The 16045-nt window shown below is 62.2% G+C and carries 16 protein-coding genes; 11 read left to right on the top strand and 5 right to left on the bottom strand.

The window, feature by feature from the left end:
* Nucleotides 1–30 precede the first annotated feature (30 nt).
* From I2H36_RS10280 to ubiE, 5 genes are all read right to left on the bottom strand, one after another.
* Nucleotides 31–480, bottom strand: a complete 450-nt coding sequence (locus tag I2H36_RS10280) for an RrF2 family transcriptional regulator (protein WP_196263793.1) — start codon at nt 478–480, stop codon at nt 31–33.
* A gap of 147 nt (nt 481–627) precedes the next feature.
* Nucleotides 628–1083, bottom strand: coding sequence for a dUTP diphosphatase (dut, locus tag I2H36_RS10285; RefSeq protein WP_196263794.1), 456 nt, complete (start codon nt 1081–1083; stop codon nt 628–630).
* Nucleotides 1080–2294 carry a bifunctional phosphopantothenoylcysteine decarboxylase/phosphopantothenate--cysteine ligase CoaBC gene (gene coaBC / locus I2H36_RS10290; RefSeq protein ID WP_196263795.1) on the bottom strand — a complete coding sequence of 405 codons (1215 nt, stop codon included), beginning with the start codon at nt 2292–2294 and terminating at the stop codon, nt 1080–1082. The genes dut and coaBC overlap by 4 nt, the downstream gene beginning before the upstream one ends.
* Complete coding sequence (gene ubiB, locus I2H36_RS10295; RefSeq protein WP_196263796.1) at nt 2291–3865, bottom strand: 2-polyprenylphenol 6-hydroxylase; 1575 nt, start codon at nt 3863–3865, stop codon at nt 2291–2293. Before ubiB ends, coaBC begins: the two co-directional genes overlap by 4 nt.
* A gap of 4 nt (nt 3866–3869) precedes the next feature.
* A complete protein-coding gene (ubiE, locus tag I2H36_RS10300) occupies nt 3870–4619 on the bottom strand; it encodes a bifunctional demethylmenaquinone methyltransferase/2-methoxy-6-polyprenyl-1,4-benzoquinol methylase UbiE (protein WP_196263797.1) in 750 nt (249 codons plus the stop codon).
* Between the two features lie 95 nt (nt 4620–4714).
* Here ubiE and mutM point away from each other — a divergent pair, with 95 nt between their 5' ends.
* From mutM to I2H36_RS10355, 11 genes are all read left to right on the top strand, one after another.
* On the top strand, nt 4715–5602 hold the full coding sequence (mutM, locus tag I2H36_RS10305; RefSeq protein ID WP_196263798.1) for a bifunctional DNA-formamidopyrimidine glycosylase/DNA-(apurinic or apyrimidinic site) lyase: 888 nt from the start codon (nt 4715–4717) through the stop codon (nt 5600–5602).
* An 86-nt stretch (nt 5603–5688) separates the two neighbouring features.
* Complete coding sequence (locus I2H36_RS10310; RefSeq protein ID WP_196263799.1) at nt 5689–6462, top strand: enoyl-CoA hydratase; 774 nt, start codon at nt 5689–5691, stop codon at nt 6460–6462.
* 24 nt (nt 6463–6486) lie between these two features.
* On the top strand, nt 6487–7269 hold the full coding sequence (locus tag I2H36_RS10315; RefSeq protein ID WP_196263965.1) for a TSUP family transporter: 783 nt from the start codon (nt 6487–6489) through the stop codon (nt 7267–7269).
* A 174-nt stretch (nt 7270–7443) separates the two neighbouring features.
* Nucleotides 7444–7710 carry a 30S ribosomal protein S20 gene (rpsT, locus tag I2H36_RS10320; protein WP_190845224.1) on the top strand — a complete coding sequence of 89 codons (267 nt, stop codon included), beginning with the start codon at nt 7444–7446 and terminating at the stop codon, nt 7708–7710.
* Nucleotides 7711–8540: 830 nt separating this feature from the next.
* Nucleotides 8541–9992, top strand: coding sequence for a chromosomal replication initiator protein DnaA (gene dnaA / locus I2H36_RS10325; RefSeq protein ID WP_246718757.1), 1452 nt, complete (start codon nt 8541–8543; stop codon nt 9990–9992).
* Nucleotides 9993–10154: 162 nt separating this feature from the next.
* Nucleotides 10155–11273 carry a DNA polymerase III subunit beta gene (dnaN, locus tag I2H36_RS10330; protein WP_196263801.1) on the top strand — a complete coding sequence of 373 codons (1119 nt, stop codon included), beginning with the start codon at nt 10155–10157 and terminating at the stop codon, nt 11271–11273.
* A gap of 292 nt (nt 11274–11565) precedes the next feature.
* Nucleotides 11566–12624: a glycosyltransferase family 2 protein gene (locus tag I2H36_RS10335; RefSeq protein ID WP_343234430.1), complete on the top strand. Its 1059-nt coding sequence runs from the start codon at nt 11566–11568 to the stop codon at nt 12622–12624.
* A complete protein-coding gene (locus I2H36_RS10340; protein ID WP_196263802.1) occupies nt 12621–12995 on the top strand; it encodes a DMT family transporter in 375 nt (124 codons plus the stop codon). The genes I2H36_RS10335 and I2H36_RS10340 overlap by 4 nt, the downstream gene beginning before the upstream one ends.
* A 10-nt stretch (nt 12996–13005) precedes the next feature.
* Nucleotides 13006–14466, top strand: coding sequence for a DUF2142 domain-containing protein (locus I2H36_RS10345; RefSeq protein WP_196263803.1), 1461 nt, complete (start codon nt 13006–13008; stop codon nt 14464–14466).
* Between the two features lie 40 nt (nt 14467–14506).
* Nucleotides 14507–15670, top strand: a complete 1164-nt coding sequence (recF, locus tag I2H36_RS10350; RefSeq protein WP_196263804.1) for a DNA replication/repair protein RecF — start codon at nt 14507–14509, stop codon at nt 15668–15670.
* An 11-nt stretch (nt 15671–15681) separates the two neighbouring features.
* A complete protein-coding gene (locus I2H36_RS10355; protein WP_196263805.1) occupies nt 15682–16011 on the top strand; it encodes a DHCW motif cupin fold protein in 330 nt (109 codons plus the stop codon).
* Nucleotides 16012–16045: the final 34 nt, after the last annotated feature.

The raw sequence follows: 16045 nt of genomic DNA on the forward strand, positions 1-16045 counted from the left end.
CAGGTGTCGATATTTGGAATATTTCACATGTCAAATCGTGAAATCTACTGCTGAAGCATTCTCAACGGCCGATTCCGCCTGAGCTTTCTGGCATAGATCTTCGACGGTCACTTGGTCGAGTTCGCTCAGAAAAGCCTCAGTGCCGCGCTGGACCAGGGGGCTGACCACAGCCTCGGCCAGACGCGATTCGGGGATTGGCGACGCGGCGTCCTCCTCCAGGGCCGCCATGGCGATGCGCACGATGTCGCCCGCCGTGATCCGCCGCCGTTCGCGGGCGAGTTCATAGCCGCCCCGCGGACCGCGCACGCCCTTGAGGATGCCCTGGCGCACCAGAGCTTGCAGCACCGGCTCCAGATAGCGCGGCGGCAGGTTGTGCCGGGCGGCCAGCGCCTTGGCGGAGACCGGCATGGGCCGGGCATGGAGCGCGATGTCCGTGACAGCCGCGATGGCAAGAAGCGAGCGGCGTGAGAGAAAGTTCATGGCGATGCTCCCTTAAAGCATCGGACCCAAAAGTGGACTTGCACTTTTGGGGTCCATCCGATGCTTTCTTCTTGAATGAGAGCATCGTTCGGAGCGGACCCAGCGGGCCACGCAGTGAAAACCGGGTCCACTTTTCCGCACGATGCTCTACCCCAATCCCGTGGAGCCGAAGCCGCCGCCAGCGCGAGGCGTCTCGTCGACCTGCTCCACTTCCCAAGGCTCCACCTGGATAACGGGCGCGACGATCACTTGAGCAATCCGCATGCCGCGCGTGACGGTGAAGGGCACGGCCCCCAGATTGACGAGCAGCACCTGCACCTCGCCGCGGTAATCCGCATCGATGGTGCCCGGCGCATTGAGCACCGTGACGCCGTGCTTGAAGGCCAGCCCCGAGCGAGGCCGCACCTGCGCTTCGAAACCGGTCTCGAGCTGAAACACAAGGCCCGTCGGAACGAGCACACGCTGCAGTGGCTGCAGGACAATCGGCGTATCAGCAGGATTGGCTGCGATGAGGTCCATGCCTGCGGCACCGGCGGTCTCATAGCGCGGCAGCGGCAGATCGGCGGCATGGGCGAGGCGCTGGATGCGCAAGCGATGGCTCATGGCTTTGCACCTCCGACCATCGCGCTCAGACGCTCGACGAGCTTCTTCGCCACATCGGTTTTCGACAGGGTCGGCCAGGTCTCCACATCCGAGGCTGAGACCAGATGCACGGTGTTGCTGTCACCGCCCATCACACCCGTTTCAGCCGAGACATCGTTGGCGACGATGAGGTCGCAGCCCTTCCTCGCGAGCTTCTGCTTCGCATGCTCAATCACGTTCTCGGTTTCCGCCGCAAAGCCCACCATGAGTGGCGGGCGGCCCTCCGTGCGGCGTGCGATGGTACCGAGGATGTCCGGGTTCTCGGTGAGCGACAGGTTCGGCAGGGCGCCGTCCTTCTTCTTGATCTTCTGCTCGCCCGCATTGGCCACGCGCCAGTCGGCCACGGCGGCGGCGAAGATGCCGATATCGGCGGGCAGCGCCTGCTCCACGGCTTCCAGCATGGCCCGGGCGCTCTCCACATGCACGACCGTCACGCCCGCAGGATCCGGCAGGGTCACGGGACCGGCGATCAGGGTCACGCGCGCACCGGCCTCCGCAGCAGCCTTTGCAATGGCGTGCCCCTGCTTGCCGGAGGAGCGGTTGGCGATGTAGCGCACCGGATCGATGGGCTCGTGCGTCGGGCCGGAGGTGATGATCACGTGCTTGCCGGCAAGCGGGCCCGAGGGCGCGAGCAGTTGCTCGACGGCCGCTGCGATCTCAAGAGGCTCGGCCATGCGGCCGGGACCGAACTCGGCCTCCGCCATGGCGCCCTCATTGGGCCCGACCATGTGAATGCCATCGGCCAGCAGGGTTTTCAGATTGCGCTGTGTCGCCGGGTGCAGCCACATGCGCACGTTCATGGCCGGCGCAATCAGGATCGGCAGGGTGGTGGCGAGCAGCACCGTGGAGGCGAGGTCATCCGCATGCCCTCCCGCCATCTTGGCCATGAGATTGGCAGTGGTTGGCGCCACGACGATAAGGTCAGCATCGCGGGCGAGCTTGATGTGCCCGATATCGGCTTCGTCCTCGCGGTCGAAAAGATCCGTGTGTGAGCGCTGGCCCGTCAGGGCAGAAGCCGCAAGCGGTGTGATGAACTGCTGCGCGCCATTGGTCAGGATGCAGCGAACGGAGGCGCCGCGTTCGCGCAGGCGGCGGATGAGGTCGAGGGACTTGTAGGCCGCGATGCCGCCGCCGATGACGAGGAGGATGCGTTTGCCTGTAAGCGTCGTCATGCGAAGCCTCTGAACAGCATGATCATCAGCGAGGCCGCGATAATCCACAAGGCCGCCACGCCCCAGCGGTTGCCCCGCGCCTCGGCACGCCCGATGGCCGCGACGCTGTCCTGGTTCAAGGACACCCCCCGGGCCGTTACGTCCTCGAGCTGGTTGAGCACCCGCTCGGCGCGCAGCGCCAATTCCGGCAGGTCGCCGATGACGCCAGCGAGCGTCCACAGGCCCCGGCCCGCCTGCTCGGCGCGGCCCAGGGGCCCGAGATTCCGCTCGATCCAGTCGCGCACCACGGGCTCCGAGGTAGTCCACATGTCGAGCTTCGGATCGAGGTTGCGGGCAACGCCCTCCACGACGACCATGGTCTTCTGCAGCATGACGAGTTCGATGCGCGTCGCCATGTCGAACAGCGCGGTGATCTCGAACAGAAGCGTCAGCAGCTTCGCCATGGAGATCTCGTCGGCCCGCCGGTCATGGATCGGCTCGCCGATGGCCCGGATGGCCTGGGCAAAGTCCTCCACCGAATGGTGCGGCGGCACGTAGCCGGCCTCGAAATGCACCTGCGCCACCCGCAAGTAATCGCGGCGGATGAAGCCGAGGAGGATCTCGGCGAGGAACCGCCGCTCCTTCATGCCGAGCCGGCCCATGATGCCGAAATCGACCGCAACGAGGCGCCCTTCCGCATCGATGAACAGGTTCCCCGGATGCATATCGGCGTGGAAGTAGCCGTCGCGAATGGCGTGGCGCAGGAAGGACTGGATCACCGTGCGGCCGAGCGCCACCCGGTCGAAGCCCGCCGCCTCGATGGCTGCGAGATCGTTGAGGCGGATGCCGTCGATCCAGGTGGTGGTGAGAACGTCGCGGGCGGTGAGATCCCATTCGGGCTTCGGCACACGGAAATCCGGATCGTCCTTGGTATTCTCGGCAAGCTCCGAGACGGCGGCGGCTTCCAGACGCAGATCCATCTCGACGGCCACGGAACGGGCCAGAGCCTCCACGATCTCCAGCGGCTTGAGGCGCTTGGCATCGGGCACCACGCGCTCGAACAGGCGAGCGGCGGCGCGCATGGCCTGCAGGTCGCGGGCGAAGCCCTCGCGCACGCCGGGCCGCACCACCTTCACGGCGACCGTTTCCTCACCCTCCGCTGTGCGGAGACGAGCCTTGTGAACCTGTGCGATGGAAGCGGCGGCAATCGGCTCGCTGAATTCAAGAAAGAGTTCGTCGATCGGCCGCCCGAGCGCGATTTCGACCATGCGCACGGCTTCCGCCCGGGGGAAGGGCGGCATGCGGTCCTGCAGGCGCTCGAGGTCGCGGGCGGCCGCCACACCGACGATATCGGGGCGGGTCGCCAGGAACTGGCCGAACTTCACGTAAGAGGGCCCGAGCCTGGTCAGCGCCTTGGACAGCCGCGCCGCGCTGTCCCCAGCCTGTGGCCGTTCGACGAGACGGGCCATCTTCAAGCCGAACCGGGCGGCCGGCGGCAGCGCGCTCGGATCGACGAGCGCCAATGCGCCTTCGCGCGCCAGGACAAAGCCGGCGCGCAGATTACGGGCGAGGTGGAAGAGGCTGCCGATCACGCGCTTAGATCTTCCAGCCGGAATGGATGGCCACGATACCGGCCGTCAGCGTGCGATGGGTGACGCGCTTGAAGCCCGCCTCCTCGATCATCCGCGCGAAAGCTGCCGGCGGCGGGAAGCGGCGGATCGACTCGACGAGATACTGGTAGGACTCCGCATCGCCCGTCACCATCTGGCCCAGCCGTGGGATGACGTTGAAGGAATAGGCATCGTAGATTTTGTCGAGCACCGGCACGTCGACCTTGGAGAATTCCAGGCACAGGAAGCGCCCGCCGGGTTTCAACACCCGATGTGCCTCCCGCAGAGCCGCATCGATGCGCGGCACGTTCCGGATCCCGAACGCGATGGTGTAGGCGTCATAGGTCTTGGATTCGAGCGGCAGCACTTCCGCATTGGCCTCGACGAAGTCGATGCGGCCCTCATAGCGGTGACCGGCCCGCTCGGCGCCGACTTTCAGCATTTCGCCGTTGATGTCGAGCACCGTCACGCGGGTCTGCGGCCCACCCGCATCCAGGATCCGGAAGGCAACGTCGCCCGTGCCGCCGGCGACATCCAGATGGCGAACCGGCCGGTCGCGCGGCGGTCGCAAAGTGGAGATGAGGGCGTCCTTCCAGAGGCGGTGAAGGCCTGCGGACATGAGGTCGTTCATCAGGTCGTAGCGGCCGGCCACCGAGCGGAAGACCTCGTTGACCTTGCCCTGCTTCTCACCCAGGGGCACGGACTGGAACCCGAAATGGGTGTTCTCGTCGGTCATGATGGGGCGCACCTCTTGTACCTGTTGTCGCGATCCATAGCGGAAGCGGGGCCTAAAGGCTATGTAAGAGGCCTCAAGAAGCCGAGAGATGGTTGATGCCTGAACTGCCCGAAGTCGAGACCGTGCGCCGCGGCCTGGAGCCCGCCATGGTGGGAGCCCGCTTCACCAAGGTGACCCAGCGCCGGCCCGACCTGCGCTTCCCATTCCCTGAGCGGTTTTCTGAGCGCCTGGAGGGGCAGGAGGTCAAGGCGCTCGGGCGGCGGGCCAAGTATCTCCTGGCCGATCTCTCGTCCGGCGAGGTCCTGGTCATGCATCTGGGCATGTCGGGCCGCTTCCTCGTGACGAAGGACGGCGCCACCCGGATGCCCGGCGAGTTCCATCACGAGCATGGGGGCCTGGGGGCTCACGACCACGTGGTGTTCGGGCTCTCCAACGGCGCGACCGTCACTTATAATGACGCCCGCCGCTTCGGCTTCATGGATCTGGTGCCCAGCCAGGAGATCGAGACCTCGAAGCATTTCGCCGGCATGGGCATCGAGCCCCTCGGCAACGAGCTCTCGGGCGAGACCATCGCCCGGTTGTTCGCGGGCAAGCGCACGCCCCTGAAGGCCGCCCTTCTCGACCAGCGCCTGATCTCCGGCCTCGGCAACATCTATGTGTGCGAGGCCCTGTTCCGCACCGGCCTTCATCCGGAGGCTCCGGCAGGCTCGCTCGTGACGACGAAAGGCGAGCCGACCGACAAGGCGCACCAACTCGCTGATGTCATTCGCGACGTGCTGGCCGAGGCGGTGGAAGCCGGAGGCTCGACCCTGCGTGACCATGCGCAGGTAGATGGCTCTCTGGGCTACTTCCAGCATTCCTTCCGGGTCTATGACCGAGAGAACGAGCCCTGCGTCACGCCCGATTGCACCGGGACGGTCACCCGACTCGTGCAGTCCGGTCGCTCCACCTTCTACTGCCCGCAATGCCAGAAGCACGCCTGATCTTATAGACAGAGCTTCCGGATTTTCACTTGCCGGGTCATGCGCCCTCGCCTACCGGTGTCCCATCATCGAGCAGGAGATGTCACATGGCTTTTGAGACGATTCTCACGGAGACGCGCGGCAAGGTGGGGCTGATCACCCTCAACCGGCCCCAGGCCCTGAACGCCCTCAATTCCGCGCTCCTGGGCGAGGTGAACCAAGCCCTCGACGCCTTCGAGGCGGACGCGAATATCGGCTGCATCGTCATCACCGGCTCGGAAAAGGCCTTCGCCGCGGGCGCCGACATCAAGGAGATGTCAGAGCTGAATTATCCGCACACCTATATGGCCGACTTCTTCTCCGGCTGGGAGAAGGTGTCGGGCCGGCGCAAGCCCATGATCGCCGCAGTGGCGGGTTTTGCCCTGGGCGGCGGCTGCGAGTTCGCCATGATGTGCGACTTCATCATCGCGGCCGACAACGCCAAGTTCGGCCAGCCGGAGATCAAGCTCGGGGTGATGCCCGGCATGGGCGGCACGCAGCGCCTCACGCGCCTCATCGGCCGGGCCAAGGCCATGGAGATGTGCCTGACGGGCCGCATGATGGGCGCGGAGGAAGCCGAGCGCTCCGGTCTCGTCGCCCGCGTGGTGCCGGCAGCCGATCTCCTCAACGAGGCCTTGAAGACGGCAGACACCATCGCGTCCATGTCGCTGCCCATCGCCATGATGACCAAGGAGACGATAAACCGCGCCGACGAGGTCACGCTGTCCGAGGGCATCCGCTTCGAGCGGCGCCTGTTCCACGCCATGTTCGCCACTGCCGACCAGAAGGAAGGCATGGCTGCCTTCGTGGGCAAGCGCCCCCCTGAATTCAAGAACGGGTAGATCGTGCCTGACATTGGCGTCGACATGATCGCGGCACTCGCCGCGATCTCTTTTTTGGCGGGCTTCGTAGATTCCATTGCCGGGGGCGGCGGGCTTCTCACCGTGCCGGCCCTCCTGCTCGCCGGTCTCGATCCGGCGCAGGCGATCGCCACCAACAAGGTGCAGGGCTCGGTCGCTGCGGCCTCCGCCACCTATACCTTCGGGCGCAAGGGACTGATCGAGTGGCGCAAGGCCCGGGGCTTTACCCTGATGGCGTTCGTGAGCAGCGTTGCCGGAGCCTTGTGCGTGCAGTTCCTGCCCCGCGCCGTGCTCGAGGTTCTGATCCCGGTCATGCTGATTGCGATGGCGATCTACTTTGCCCTCTCGCGCAAGATGAAGGACGAGGACGCCCATGCCCGCATGACGGCTCTCGCCTTCGCCCTCACGGCGCCGGTCGCCATTGGGTTTTACGACGGCATCTTCGGGCCGGGCGCCGGCTCCTTCTATATGCTCGCCTTCGTGACGCTGTTGGGCTACGGGGTGATCAAGGCGACGGCCCATACGAAGCTCGTCAATTTCGCGAGCAATTTCGGCAGTCTCCTTCTTTATGCGGCGACAGGCGCGGTGGTGTGGCCTTTAGGGATCGTCATGGCCGGAGCTTCGCTGCTGGGGGCCCAAGTCGGATCGCGGCTTGCCATGAGGCTGGGCTCTCGGCTCATCCGCCCGCTCCTGGTTGTGGTGTCGAGCCTGATGGCCCTGCGGCTCCTGCTCGACCCTGCCAACCCCTGGCGGCAGGCCCTTCAGAAGGCTTTCCTGGCGCTTTTTTGACGCGCAAAGGCCTATGGTCGTTGACGTTCGCGAGCATCACGTCTATAAGCCGCCTCACATGAGCCCGCGCGTCCCGCGGGCTCTTCGGTTTCCATGCAATCAACCGATCGCTGCCGGAGCTCTCCCATGGGCTTGAGCTTGGCCATCGGGATTTTAAAAGAACGAGGATGGGCCATGGCCAACACCGTGTCCGCCAAGAAGATGACCCGCAAGATCGCGAAGCGCACCGCGGTCAACAAGTCGCGTCGCAGCCGCATGCGGACCTTCGTCCGCAAGGTTGAAGAGGCCATCGCTTCCGGCAACCAGACCGAGGCAGCAGCCGCTCTGCGCGCTGCCGAGCCGGAGATGATGCGCGCGGCCCAGAAGGGCATCGTGCACAAGAACACCGCGTCGCGGAAGGTTTCGCGTCTCGCGAGCCGCATCAAGACGCTGAGCGCCTAAAAGTCAGTCTCTCGAAGCTGCCTTTTCACGACTGATTGGACCCGGCCGAAAGGCCGGGTTTTTTCGTGCTCGACTTCGGATTCTATGTCCAAATTTTATCCACACGGGAGCTTGACTTTATCCCCGTATGACAGGGTGAAGGGTCCACAACCCGGAATCAAAATGCACATAAAAGATCGAGGCCCTGCAATAGCTTAGCAGGCAAAGCTTCGCGAAGCATCAGAATCACCCTCCGATTCGAGCCGAATCGGTTCTGAATCAAGGTTGCGTAAAAACTCTTTTTCAGGCCTGCGCACAGGCTGTGATGACACAGTGAATCAGTTGAAGAGTCAGCGCTTTACAGCTCAGATTCAAAACCTGTGGACGAGCCTGTGAACGCAATCGGATGCTCCCGAGAGCTGGAGACTCGACTCAGCCGTATTGCACGCCCTCCCGCACCCTGTGTAAGGTCAATTTGCTTCAACGGCTCGCCGTTAAGTCATTCACTCAAAGCCTGAACTAAAGACACCATGCGCGGGGATCAGCTGTTGTTTCACTCTCTCAAGAAGCAAGCGCAGACTCATCCTTTATCGCGAGGTAAACTTGCCAGACCTTGAGTGAAGACCAAGGAGATGACAGACGACGATCGTCTCCACTTAAAACCGAACAAATAATCTTTAGTACAATTGGGGGCGCCACGTTCTGAATAACCTGTGAGGCATCTGTGCCTTGGTGTTCAGAACGGGACATGCGTAGAGGTTTCCGACCTTAACAGGAGGATGCCTCGTGGAGGGACATTGATGTATCGCAGCGAAGACCATCGCACCTTTGCCGCTCCGAATGAGAACGGCATGGATGTTCCAGGCGAGCAATCGGCGTCTGAAGTCTGGACGCGGGTCAAGCGCCGCCTTCGGGCCGAACTGGGCGAAGACATCTTCGCCAGCTGGTTTGGGCGCCTGGAGCTGGACTCGGTGATCGAGGGCTGCGCTTATCTGACCGTCCCCACCCGCTTCCTGAAGAGCTGGATCGAGTCCCACTACGCCGATCGCGTTCTGGCGGTTTACCGCTCTGAGGCCGGTGATGTGGAGCGGGTGTCGATCGGCGTGCGCAGCACCCTCGGGCGTGATCCTGCAGCCCAGCGCCGGGCGAGCGAAGCGCCGCGTCCATCGTCCGCTCCGTCCATGGCCATGCCGAGCATGAATCATGAGATCAAGGCTCCTTCTGCACCTTCCTCAAACGAGGAGCGCGGCGAAGGCGGCGAACTCGGCGGCGCTCCGCTCGATCCCCGTCTCACCTTCGAGAGCTTCATCGTCGGCCGCTCCAACGCCCTTGCCCATGCGGCGGCGGATCGGGTCGCTCATGCGCAGAACGGACAGGCCATCTACAACCCGCTCTACCTTCATGCGGGCGTGGGCCTCGGCAAGACGCATCTTCTGCACGGCATCGGCCATGCGGTGCGCGCCCAAGGGCGCCGGGTGATCTATCTCACGGCCGACCGCTTCATGTACGGCTTCGTCGCCTCCCTGAAGGCCCAGACATCGCTCGCCTTCAAGGAGCGCCTGCGGGGCATCGACCTGCTCATCATCGACGATGTGCAGTTCATCCAGGGCAAGCAGATCCAGCAGGAGTTCGGTCACACCCTGAACGCCCTCATCGATGCGGGCCGCCAGATTGTCATCGCGGCCGACCGTCCGCCGGCGGATCTGGAGAATCTCGACGAGCGCGTGCGGTCGCGCCTTGCCGGCGGCCTCGTGGTCGAGGTCAGCGCCCTCGACGAGGCGCTGCGCACCTCGATCCTCACCACCCGCATCGAGGCCCTGAAGACGATCCATCCCACTTTCGAAGTGGGGCCGAACGTGATCGCTTTCGTGGCCCGCTCCATCACGGCCAATGGCCGCGATCTCGAAGGCGCCGTAAACCGCCTGCTCGCCCATGCGACGCTCACGAATTCCGCCATTACCTTGGAGACGGCCGAGACCGCCATCCGCGATCTCGTGCGCAACCGGGAGCCCAAGCGGGTCAAGATCGAGGATATCCAGAAGCTGGTGGCCTCGCGCTACAACGTCTCCCGCTCCGATATCCTCTCGGAGCGCCGCACCGCCGCCGTGGTGAAACCGCGCCAGATCGCCATGTACCTGTCCAAGGTGCTGACGCTTCGCTCCCTGCCCGAGATCGGACGCCGCTTTGGCGGGCGCGATCACACCACGGTGCTCCACGCTGTGCGCAAGATCGAGAAGGCCTTGGGCGAGGACCACGCCCTCTCGGACGAGGTCGAACTCCTCAAGCGCATGCTGCAGGAATAGGGGCAATCGAGGCTGGAACAGCCTCAGTGCCGGGACCGGAAGGGTCCCGGCCTTGCTTTCTCTGCCGACAAAAGCCAATCTTGCTGCCCTGCTTGTCCCGCTCAAGGTTGACCTTGTGGGGGCATGAGCCAAGAATTTCACCGAAACCGGGTGTCGAAGGTTATGAGAGTTACTGTTGAGCGCGCCGCTCTGCTGAAGGCGCTGGGGCATGTGCACCGCGTCGTCGAGCGCCGCAACACCATTCCGATCCTCTCCAATATCCTGCTGCGGGCCGGAGAGGGCTCCTTGCGTCTGAAGGCCACGGACCTCGACATCGAGGTGACCGAGACGATTCCGGCCGACATCACGGAGGCCGGCTCCACCACCGTCCCGGCCTACATGATCTACGATATCGTGCGAAAGCTCCCGGATGGGGCGCAGGTCTCCCTCGAGATGACGCCCGATATGGGCCAGATGCAGATCCGCTCCGGCCGGTCGCGCTTCATGCTGCAGGCATTGCCCGAAAGCGACTTCCCGGATCTTGCCGCCGGCGACCTGCCGCACCGCTTCACGCTTCCCGCCGCGGACCTGAAGCGCCTGATCGAGAAGACCCAGTTCGCGATCTCGACGGAAGAAACGCGCTATTACCTCAACGGCATCTATCTCCATACGCTCGATGCGGGGGGCTCAGTGGTCATGCGCGCGGTTGCGACCGACGGCCATCGCCTTGCCCGCGTCGAAATCCCGGCGCCGAACGGCTCCGAGGGCATGCCCGGCGTCATCATTCCGCGCAAGGCCGTGGCCGAGATCGTCAAGCTTGTCGAAGATGGCTCGGAAAACATCACCATCGAACTGTCCTCCGCCAAGGTGCGGCTGACCTTTGACGGCGTAGTGCTGACCTCCAAGCTCATCGACGGCACCTTCCCCGACTACCAGCGGGTTATCCCGGCCGGGAACGACAAGGTCCTCGTGGTCGAGCGCGCCGATTTCTCGAAGGCCGTGGACCGCGTTTCCACCATCTCGTCCGAGCGCGGCCGCGCCGTGAAGCTGGCGCTGGGCGACGGACGTCTCACACTCACCGTCAACAATCCGGATTCGGGCAGCGCGACGGAGGAGTTGGAGGTCGATTACGATGCCGCGTCGATCGATATCGGCTTCAACGCCCGCTATCTCCTCGACATCGCATCCCAGCTGGACGGTGACACCGCCGTGTTCAAGCTCGCCGATCCGGGCTCTCCCACCATCATCCAGGACCGCGACGGCGCCGCTGCGCTCTACGTCCTGATGCCGATGCGGGTGTGACGTTCCGAGCCTGGTTCCGGACGAAGCCTAGCAGGTCGTCCGGAACTATCGGGTGTTCACTAGTGGCTCCTCTCCATGACCGACGAAGGTCAACTCGAACCCGAACACCAAACTCTTTTAACGCGTGCTACCCTCCGCCTCTCGCGCTGCGTAAGGTATGAGCCGGAGCGCTCACTTCTGCAGAAGCATGGAGCTTCCAAGCGGGATGCATTCTCAGAATGAGTATCGGTATAAATTCCTGTCACTTCGGTGCAGCGCGGAAATCAACTGATCAGATCATATTGTAGCGTGTGTGATTTTTGGGTACACGGCTGATACTTCTCGCAGAGTATCATTTATGTATTCAGGCAAGCTTCACGGCAGCAAGAAGGTTGCGGTTGTCATTCCTTGCTTCCGTGTAAGAAGACATATCGCATCCGTCATCAGCGAAATTGGTCCGGAGGTCGGTTCCATCTATGTTGTTGATGACTGCTGCCCTGAGGAGACCGGCAAATTCGTCTGTGAGACGATCAGCGATCCACGGGTCAAGGTCATCTTCAACGAAAAAAACCTTGGGGTCGGCGGAGCGACACTGGCAGGCATGGTTCAGGCGGCCGAGGAAGATGCCGACGTCATCGTGAAGATCGACGGGGACGGCCAGATGGATCCGCATCTCATCCCTGCCTTCACTGCCGTCATTCTGTCGTCCGAGGCAGACTTCACTAAGGGCAACCGATTCTTCGAGCCCGAAGGCGTAATGACCATGCCGCGCGCTCGCCTGATCGGCAATGCCGGCCTCTCGTTCATGGCAAAGTTCTCGACGGGCTATTGGCACAGCTTCGATCCGACAAATGGCTTCTTTGCCATTCATGCAAGTCTCATGAACCTTTTACCCGTAGAGAAGATCAGTAAGCGCTACTTTTTCGAGTCGGACTTGCTGTTCCGGCTGAACGTGATCGAAGCCAGGGTTGTGGACATTCCCATGCACGCTCACTATGCCGACGAACAGAGCAGCATGCAGCCTTACAAGGAGATCTGGCGGTTCGCAAAGGGCCATATGAAGAACTTCACCAAGCGCATCTTCTACAGATACTTCCTGCGTGACTTCAGTGTCGCATCTATCGAGCTTCTGCTAGGCTTGGCCCTTCTTGCCTTCGGAACGATCTTTGGCTTGGCAAACTGGCAGTCCGATGCTTATGCAAGCGCCGGAACCGTAATGCTGGCAGCCATGCCGATCATCATCGGAACGCAACTCCTGCTCGCCTTTCTTAACTACGATATCCAATCTGCCCCGAGTACGGCTCTTCATCCGCGGCTTGAGAAATCCAAGCGTCCCAATAAGGCATTGCGACATCGCGAGAGTGCATCATGAGCGTGAGTATCAACGCCTACGCTCTCGCCTTGTTTTCCGTCATCGTCATTGCCATTGGGCAATCGATCTTCAAATACTCCGCGTTGCGTCTTGACTTTGTTCCCGGCGAGTCTCTTGTCGAATTGATCCGCCGCAACTTTACGCCCCTTGCTGCCGTAGCAGGCGCACTCTCCCTCTACATGATATCGACAGTAGCATGGATCACGGCGCTGAGGACGATCCCGCTCTCTGTCGCCTTCATGTTCAATGCGCTGGCTTTCGCATTCATTCCGATCGTCAGCACCATTTTCTTCGGAGAGCAGCTGCCACGCTTCCTCATTCCGGGATTAGGGGCCATTGCGCTCGGAATATATCTCATCACGATCAAGTAGCTCCTGGATTATGGCCTCGCGAACACATGAACAGACCCCTGCTTGGCAGCAGCTAGTCTCTTGGAAAAATCGTATTATCCATACCCTGGATGCCTATTTCGCAAGTAATTTGGTGGGTCGGATCTATTCTCCTCGTTTTCTGCCTCTCATATACTTAGCCATCTGCATCCCTGTAGTATTATTTCTCGTCTTCTTCCGGCAGCCTCTCGGCAATCCGGATGAATTGTCTCACGTTGCGCGGGCCTACCAGATCTCAAGGGGTGTCCTTCTGACTGAGGAAGCCTCCCCGGGCCTTCACCCCAAAGGAATGGTCGACAAGGCCTGGTTCCAGCTTGGTTCACAAGTCAGCAGAAGACGCTTCGAAAATTTGCAGACGTCGCTTCCCATTTTCAAAAGATATGACTGGGCAGGCACCGAGGAACTGAAGCGTTTCAATTCATCCGTTTATTTCCCTGCGGCTTTCATTCCTCAAGCCATAGGCCTCAAGATCGCCCAAAAGCTACATCTTCACTTGGTTCAGTCTCTTCAGCTAGCAAGCCTGCTGAATGCCGTTGTCAGCCTTCTGGTGATTGCTCTGGCGATCCATCTCGCCGCAGGTGGAAAGTATATCATCGCCTTGGTTGGCGCTTTACCGATGACTCTGCATCAAATCGCATCTGCATCGCCGGACGGACTCATTGCTGCTGGAGCGCTGCTGATGTGCTCTTTGACGATCTCGGCATTGATTAGATCAAAGGTCAGCCGCTCCACGCTTGTCGGAGTGGTCATTCTTGGAGCAATTACGGCAGCAACAAAGCTGCCCTATGCCGCTGTGGCCGTGGCTGCCTTGATAGCGCTCTGGTGGGTGGAACCGCGATCCGCCAAGGTCAATATAAGGTACGTCATTGCTTGCATGGCAATGATCACCATTCCCCTCATCTGGACGATGATCAGTAATGCCAGTGCCGTGAAGCACAGCATGGTGATTCAGACGACTCCCAGCGATCAACTCGCCTTTCTCCTCTCTCACCCGCTCGAGATACCCGGCATCGCGTTCTCGACGCTCTACAGGCTGTCGTATGCCTACTTGAAGCAGATGATCGGTGTTCTGGGTTGGCTGGATGCACCACTTCCTCAAGGCGTTTATCTGATCTTATATTTCGGACTCGCAACGACATTGGCCATGGAGGGACTTTCCCTCAAACCGCTTTTGCGCTGGACCTTCCTCGTCGGGCTTGCTGCATCGGCAGCCATGATCTTTGTGAGTTTGTACCTGATCTGGACTCCTCTGGGCTCGCTCGGGCCGATTGAAGGGGTTCAAGGGCGCTACTTTCTGCCCCTCTTGCCATTCCTTGTATTCCTGGTTCCAAAACCAAAGCACTTGGCCTCGGAAGGTCTCAAGATATCGGTGTTCACGATCTGCGGACTTGTCGGCGGCTTGGCGACGGTGGCGACAATCATCAAGCGGTACTATGGCGTCGCAATGTTCTGAGGCTTGATATTTCGCCCCCGCTCCTGAATGAAAGGGGCGCATGTCCTCCGCCCCCGTTGCCGCTTCCCGAATCGCCCGTCTGATCCTTCAGGATTTTCGCACCTATGCGAGCCTGGACCTCAGCGTCTCGCGCCCGCTCGTGGCGCTGGTGGGCGAGAACGGGGCCGGCAAGACCAACGTGCTGGAGGCGATCTCGCTCTTCATGCCTGGACGGGGCCTGCGGCGCGCGGAACTTGCCGAGATGGCGCGCAACGAAGGGCCGGGCTCCTTCGCCGTGTCCGTCACACTCGATGCGCCTTACGGCGAGCATCGTCTCGGCACAGGGATCGAGCCTCAGAATGAAGGCTCCCGTGCTTCACGGATCTGCCGTATCGATGGCATGCCGGCTTCCTCACCGACCGCCTTTGCCGAGTACCTGCGCATCGTCTGGCTCACCCCCGATCTCGACGCGCTGTTTCGCGGCCCGGCCGGCGACCGGCGCCGCTTTCTCGACCGGCTCGTGCTCGCTGTCGATGCGGAGCACGGCACGCGGGTGAATGCCCTCGAGCGGGCTCTGCGGTCGCGCAACCGCGTATTGGAGGAAAACCCCGACGACCGGCTCTGGCTCGATGCCCTCGAACGCGAGGTCGCGGAACTCGCCATTGCGGTTGCGGCCGCCCGCCGCGAGACGGTCGAGCGCCTAGCAAGCCTGATTCTGGAAACCCGCGCAGAAGACTCACCTTTTCCCTTCGCCACCATGGGCTTGGAGGGCGACCTCGACACCCTGGTGGCCACTCTGCCGGCCGTCGATGCCGAGGATCGCTACCGGGCCATCCTGCGCGAGTACCGGCCCCGCGACCGGGCTGCCGGCCGCACCCTCGTCGGACCACAGGCCTCCGACCTGCTCGTTCGCCACGGCCCCAAGGACATTCCGGCCAACACCGCCTCCACCGGCGAGCAGAAAGCGCTCCTCATCGGTCTCGTGATCGCCCATGCGCAGCTCGTGGCCAGCATGAGCGGCATCGCACCCTTCGTGCTGCTGGACGAGGTGGCAGCCCATCTCGACCCCCGGCGCCGGGCCGGCCTCTTCGCGGCGCTGGAATCCCTTGGCGGTCAGGTCTGGATGACCGGGGCGGATCCGAGCCTCTTTGCCGAGCTGGAAGGCCGGGCCGATGTGCTGCAGGTCTTGCCGGGCCGGATCCTTCCCTCAGAACTCTTATCATAAAGGGGCGAGCCATGAAGATGTCAGACATTCCCTTCGGCATGACGGATTGGTCCGACATCGAGCCGACCTTTCACTCCGGCGAAACCGGTCATGCCCTATGGCGCACCCGCAGCTTCGGAAGCATCCGCGTCCGCATGGTCGAGTATACGCCCGGCTATCTCGCCGACCACTGGTGCAGCAAAGGCCATATCCTGCTGGTGCTGGAAGGCGAGCTTCTCACCGAACTCGACGATGGCCGCGTCTTCACCCTCAAGGCGGGCCAGAGCTACCAGGTTGCCGACGGTGCGGAGCCGCACCGCTCGAAGACTATTCAAGGTGCCAAGCTCTTCATCGTGGATTAAAGTGACGTCCTGAATACCTTTCCAGGAACCCGCC

This window comes from Microvirga terrestris, from assembly GCF_015694425.1.
GTDB classification, from domain to species: domain Bacteria; phylum Pseudomonadota; class Alphaproteobacteria; order Rhizobiales; family Beijerinckiaceae; genus Microvirga; species Microvirga terrestris.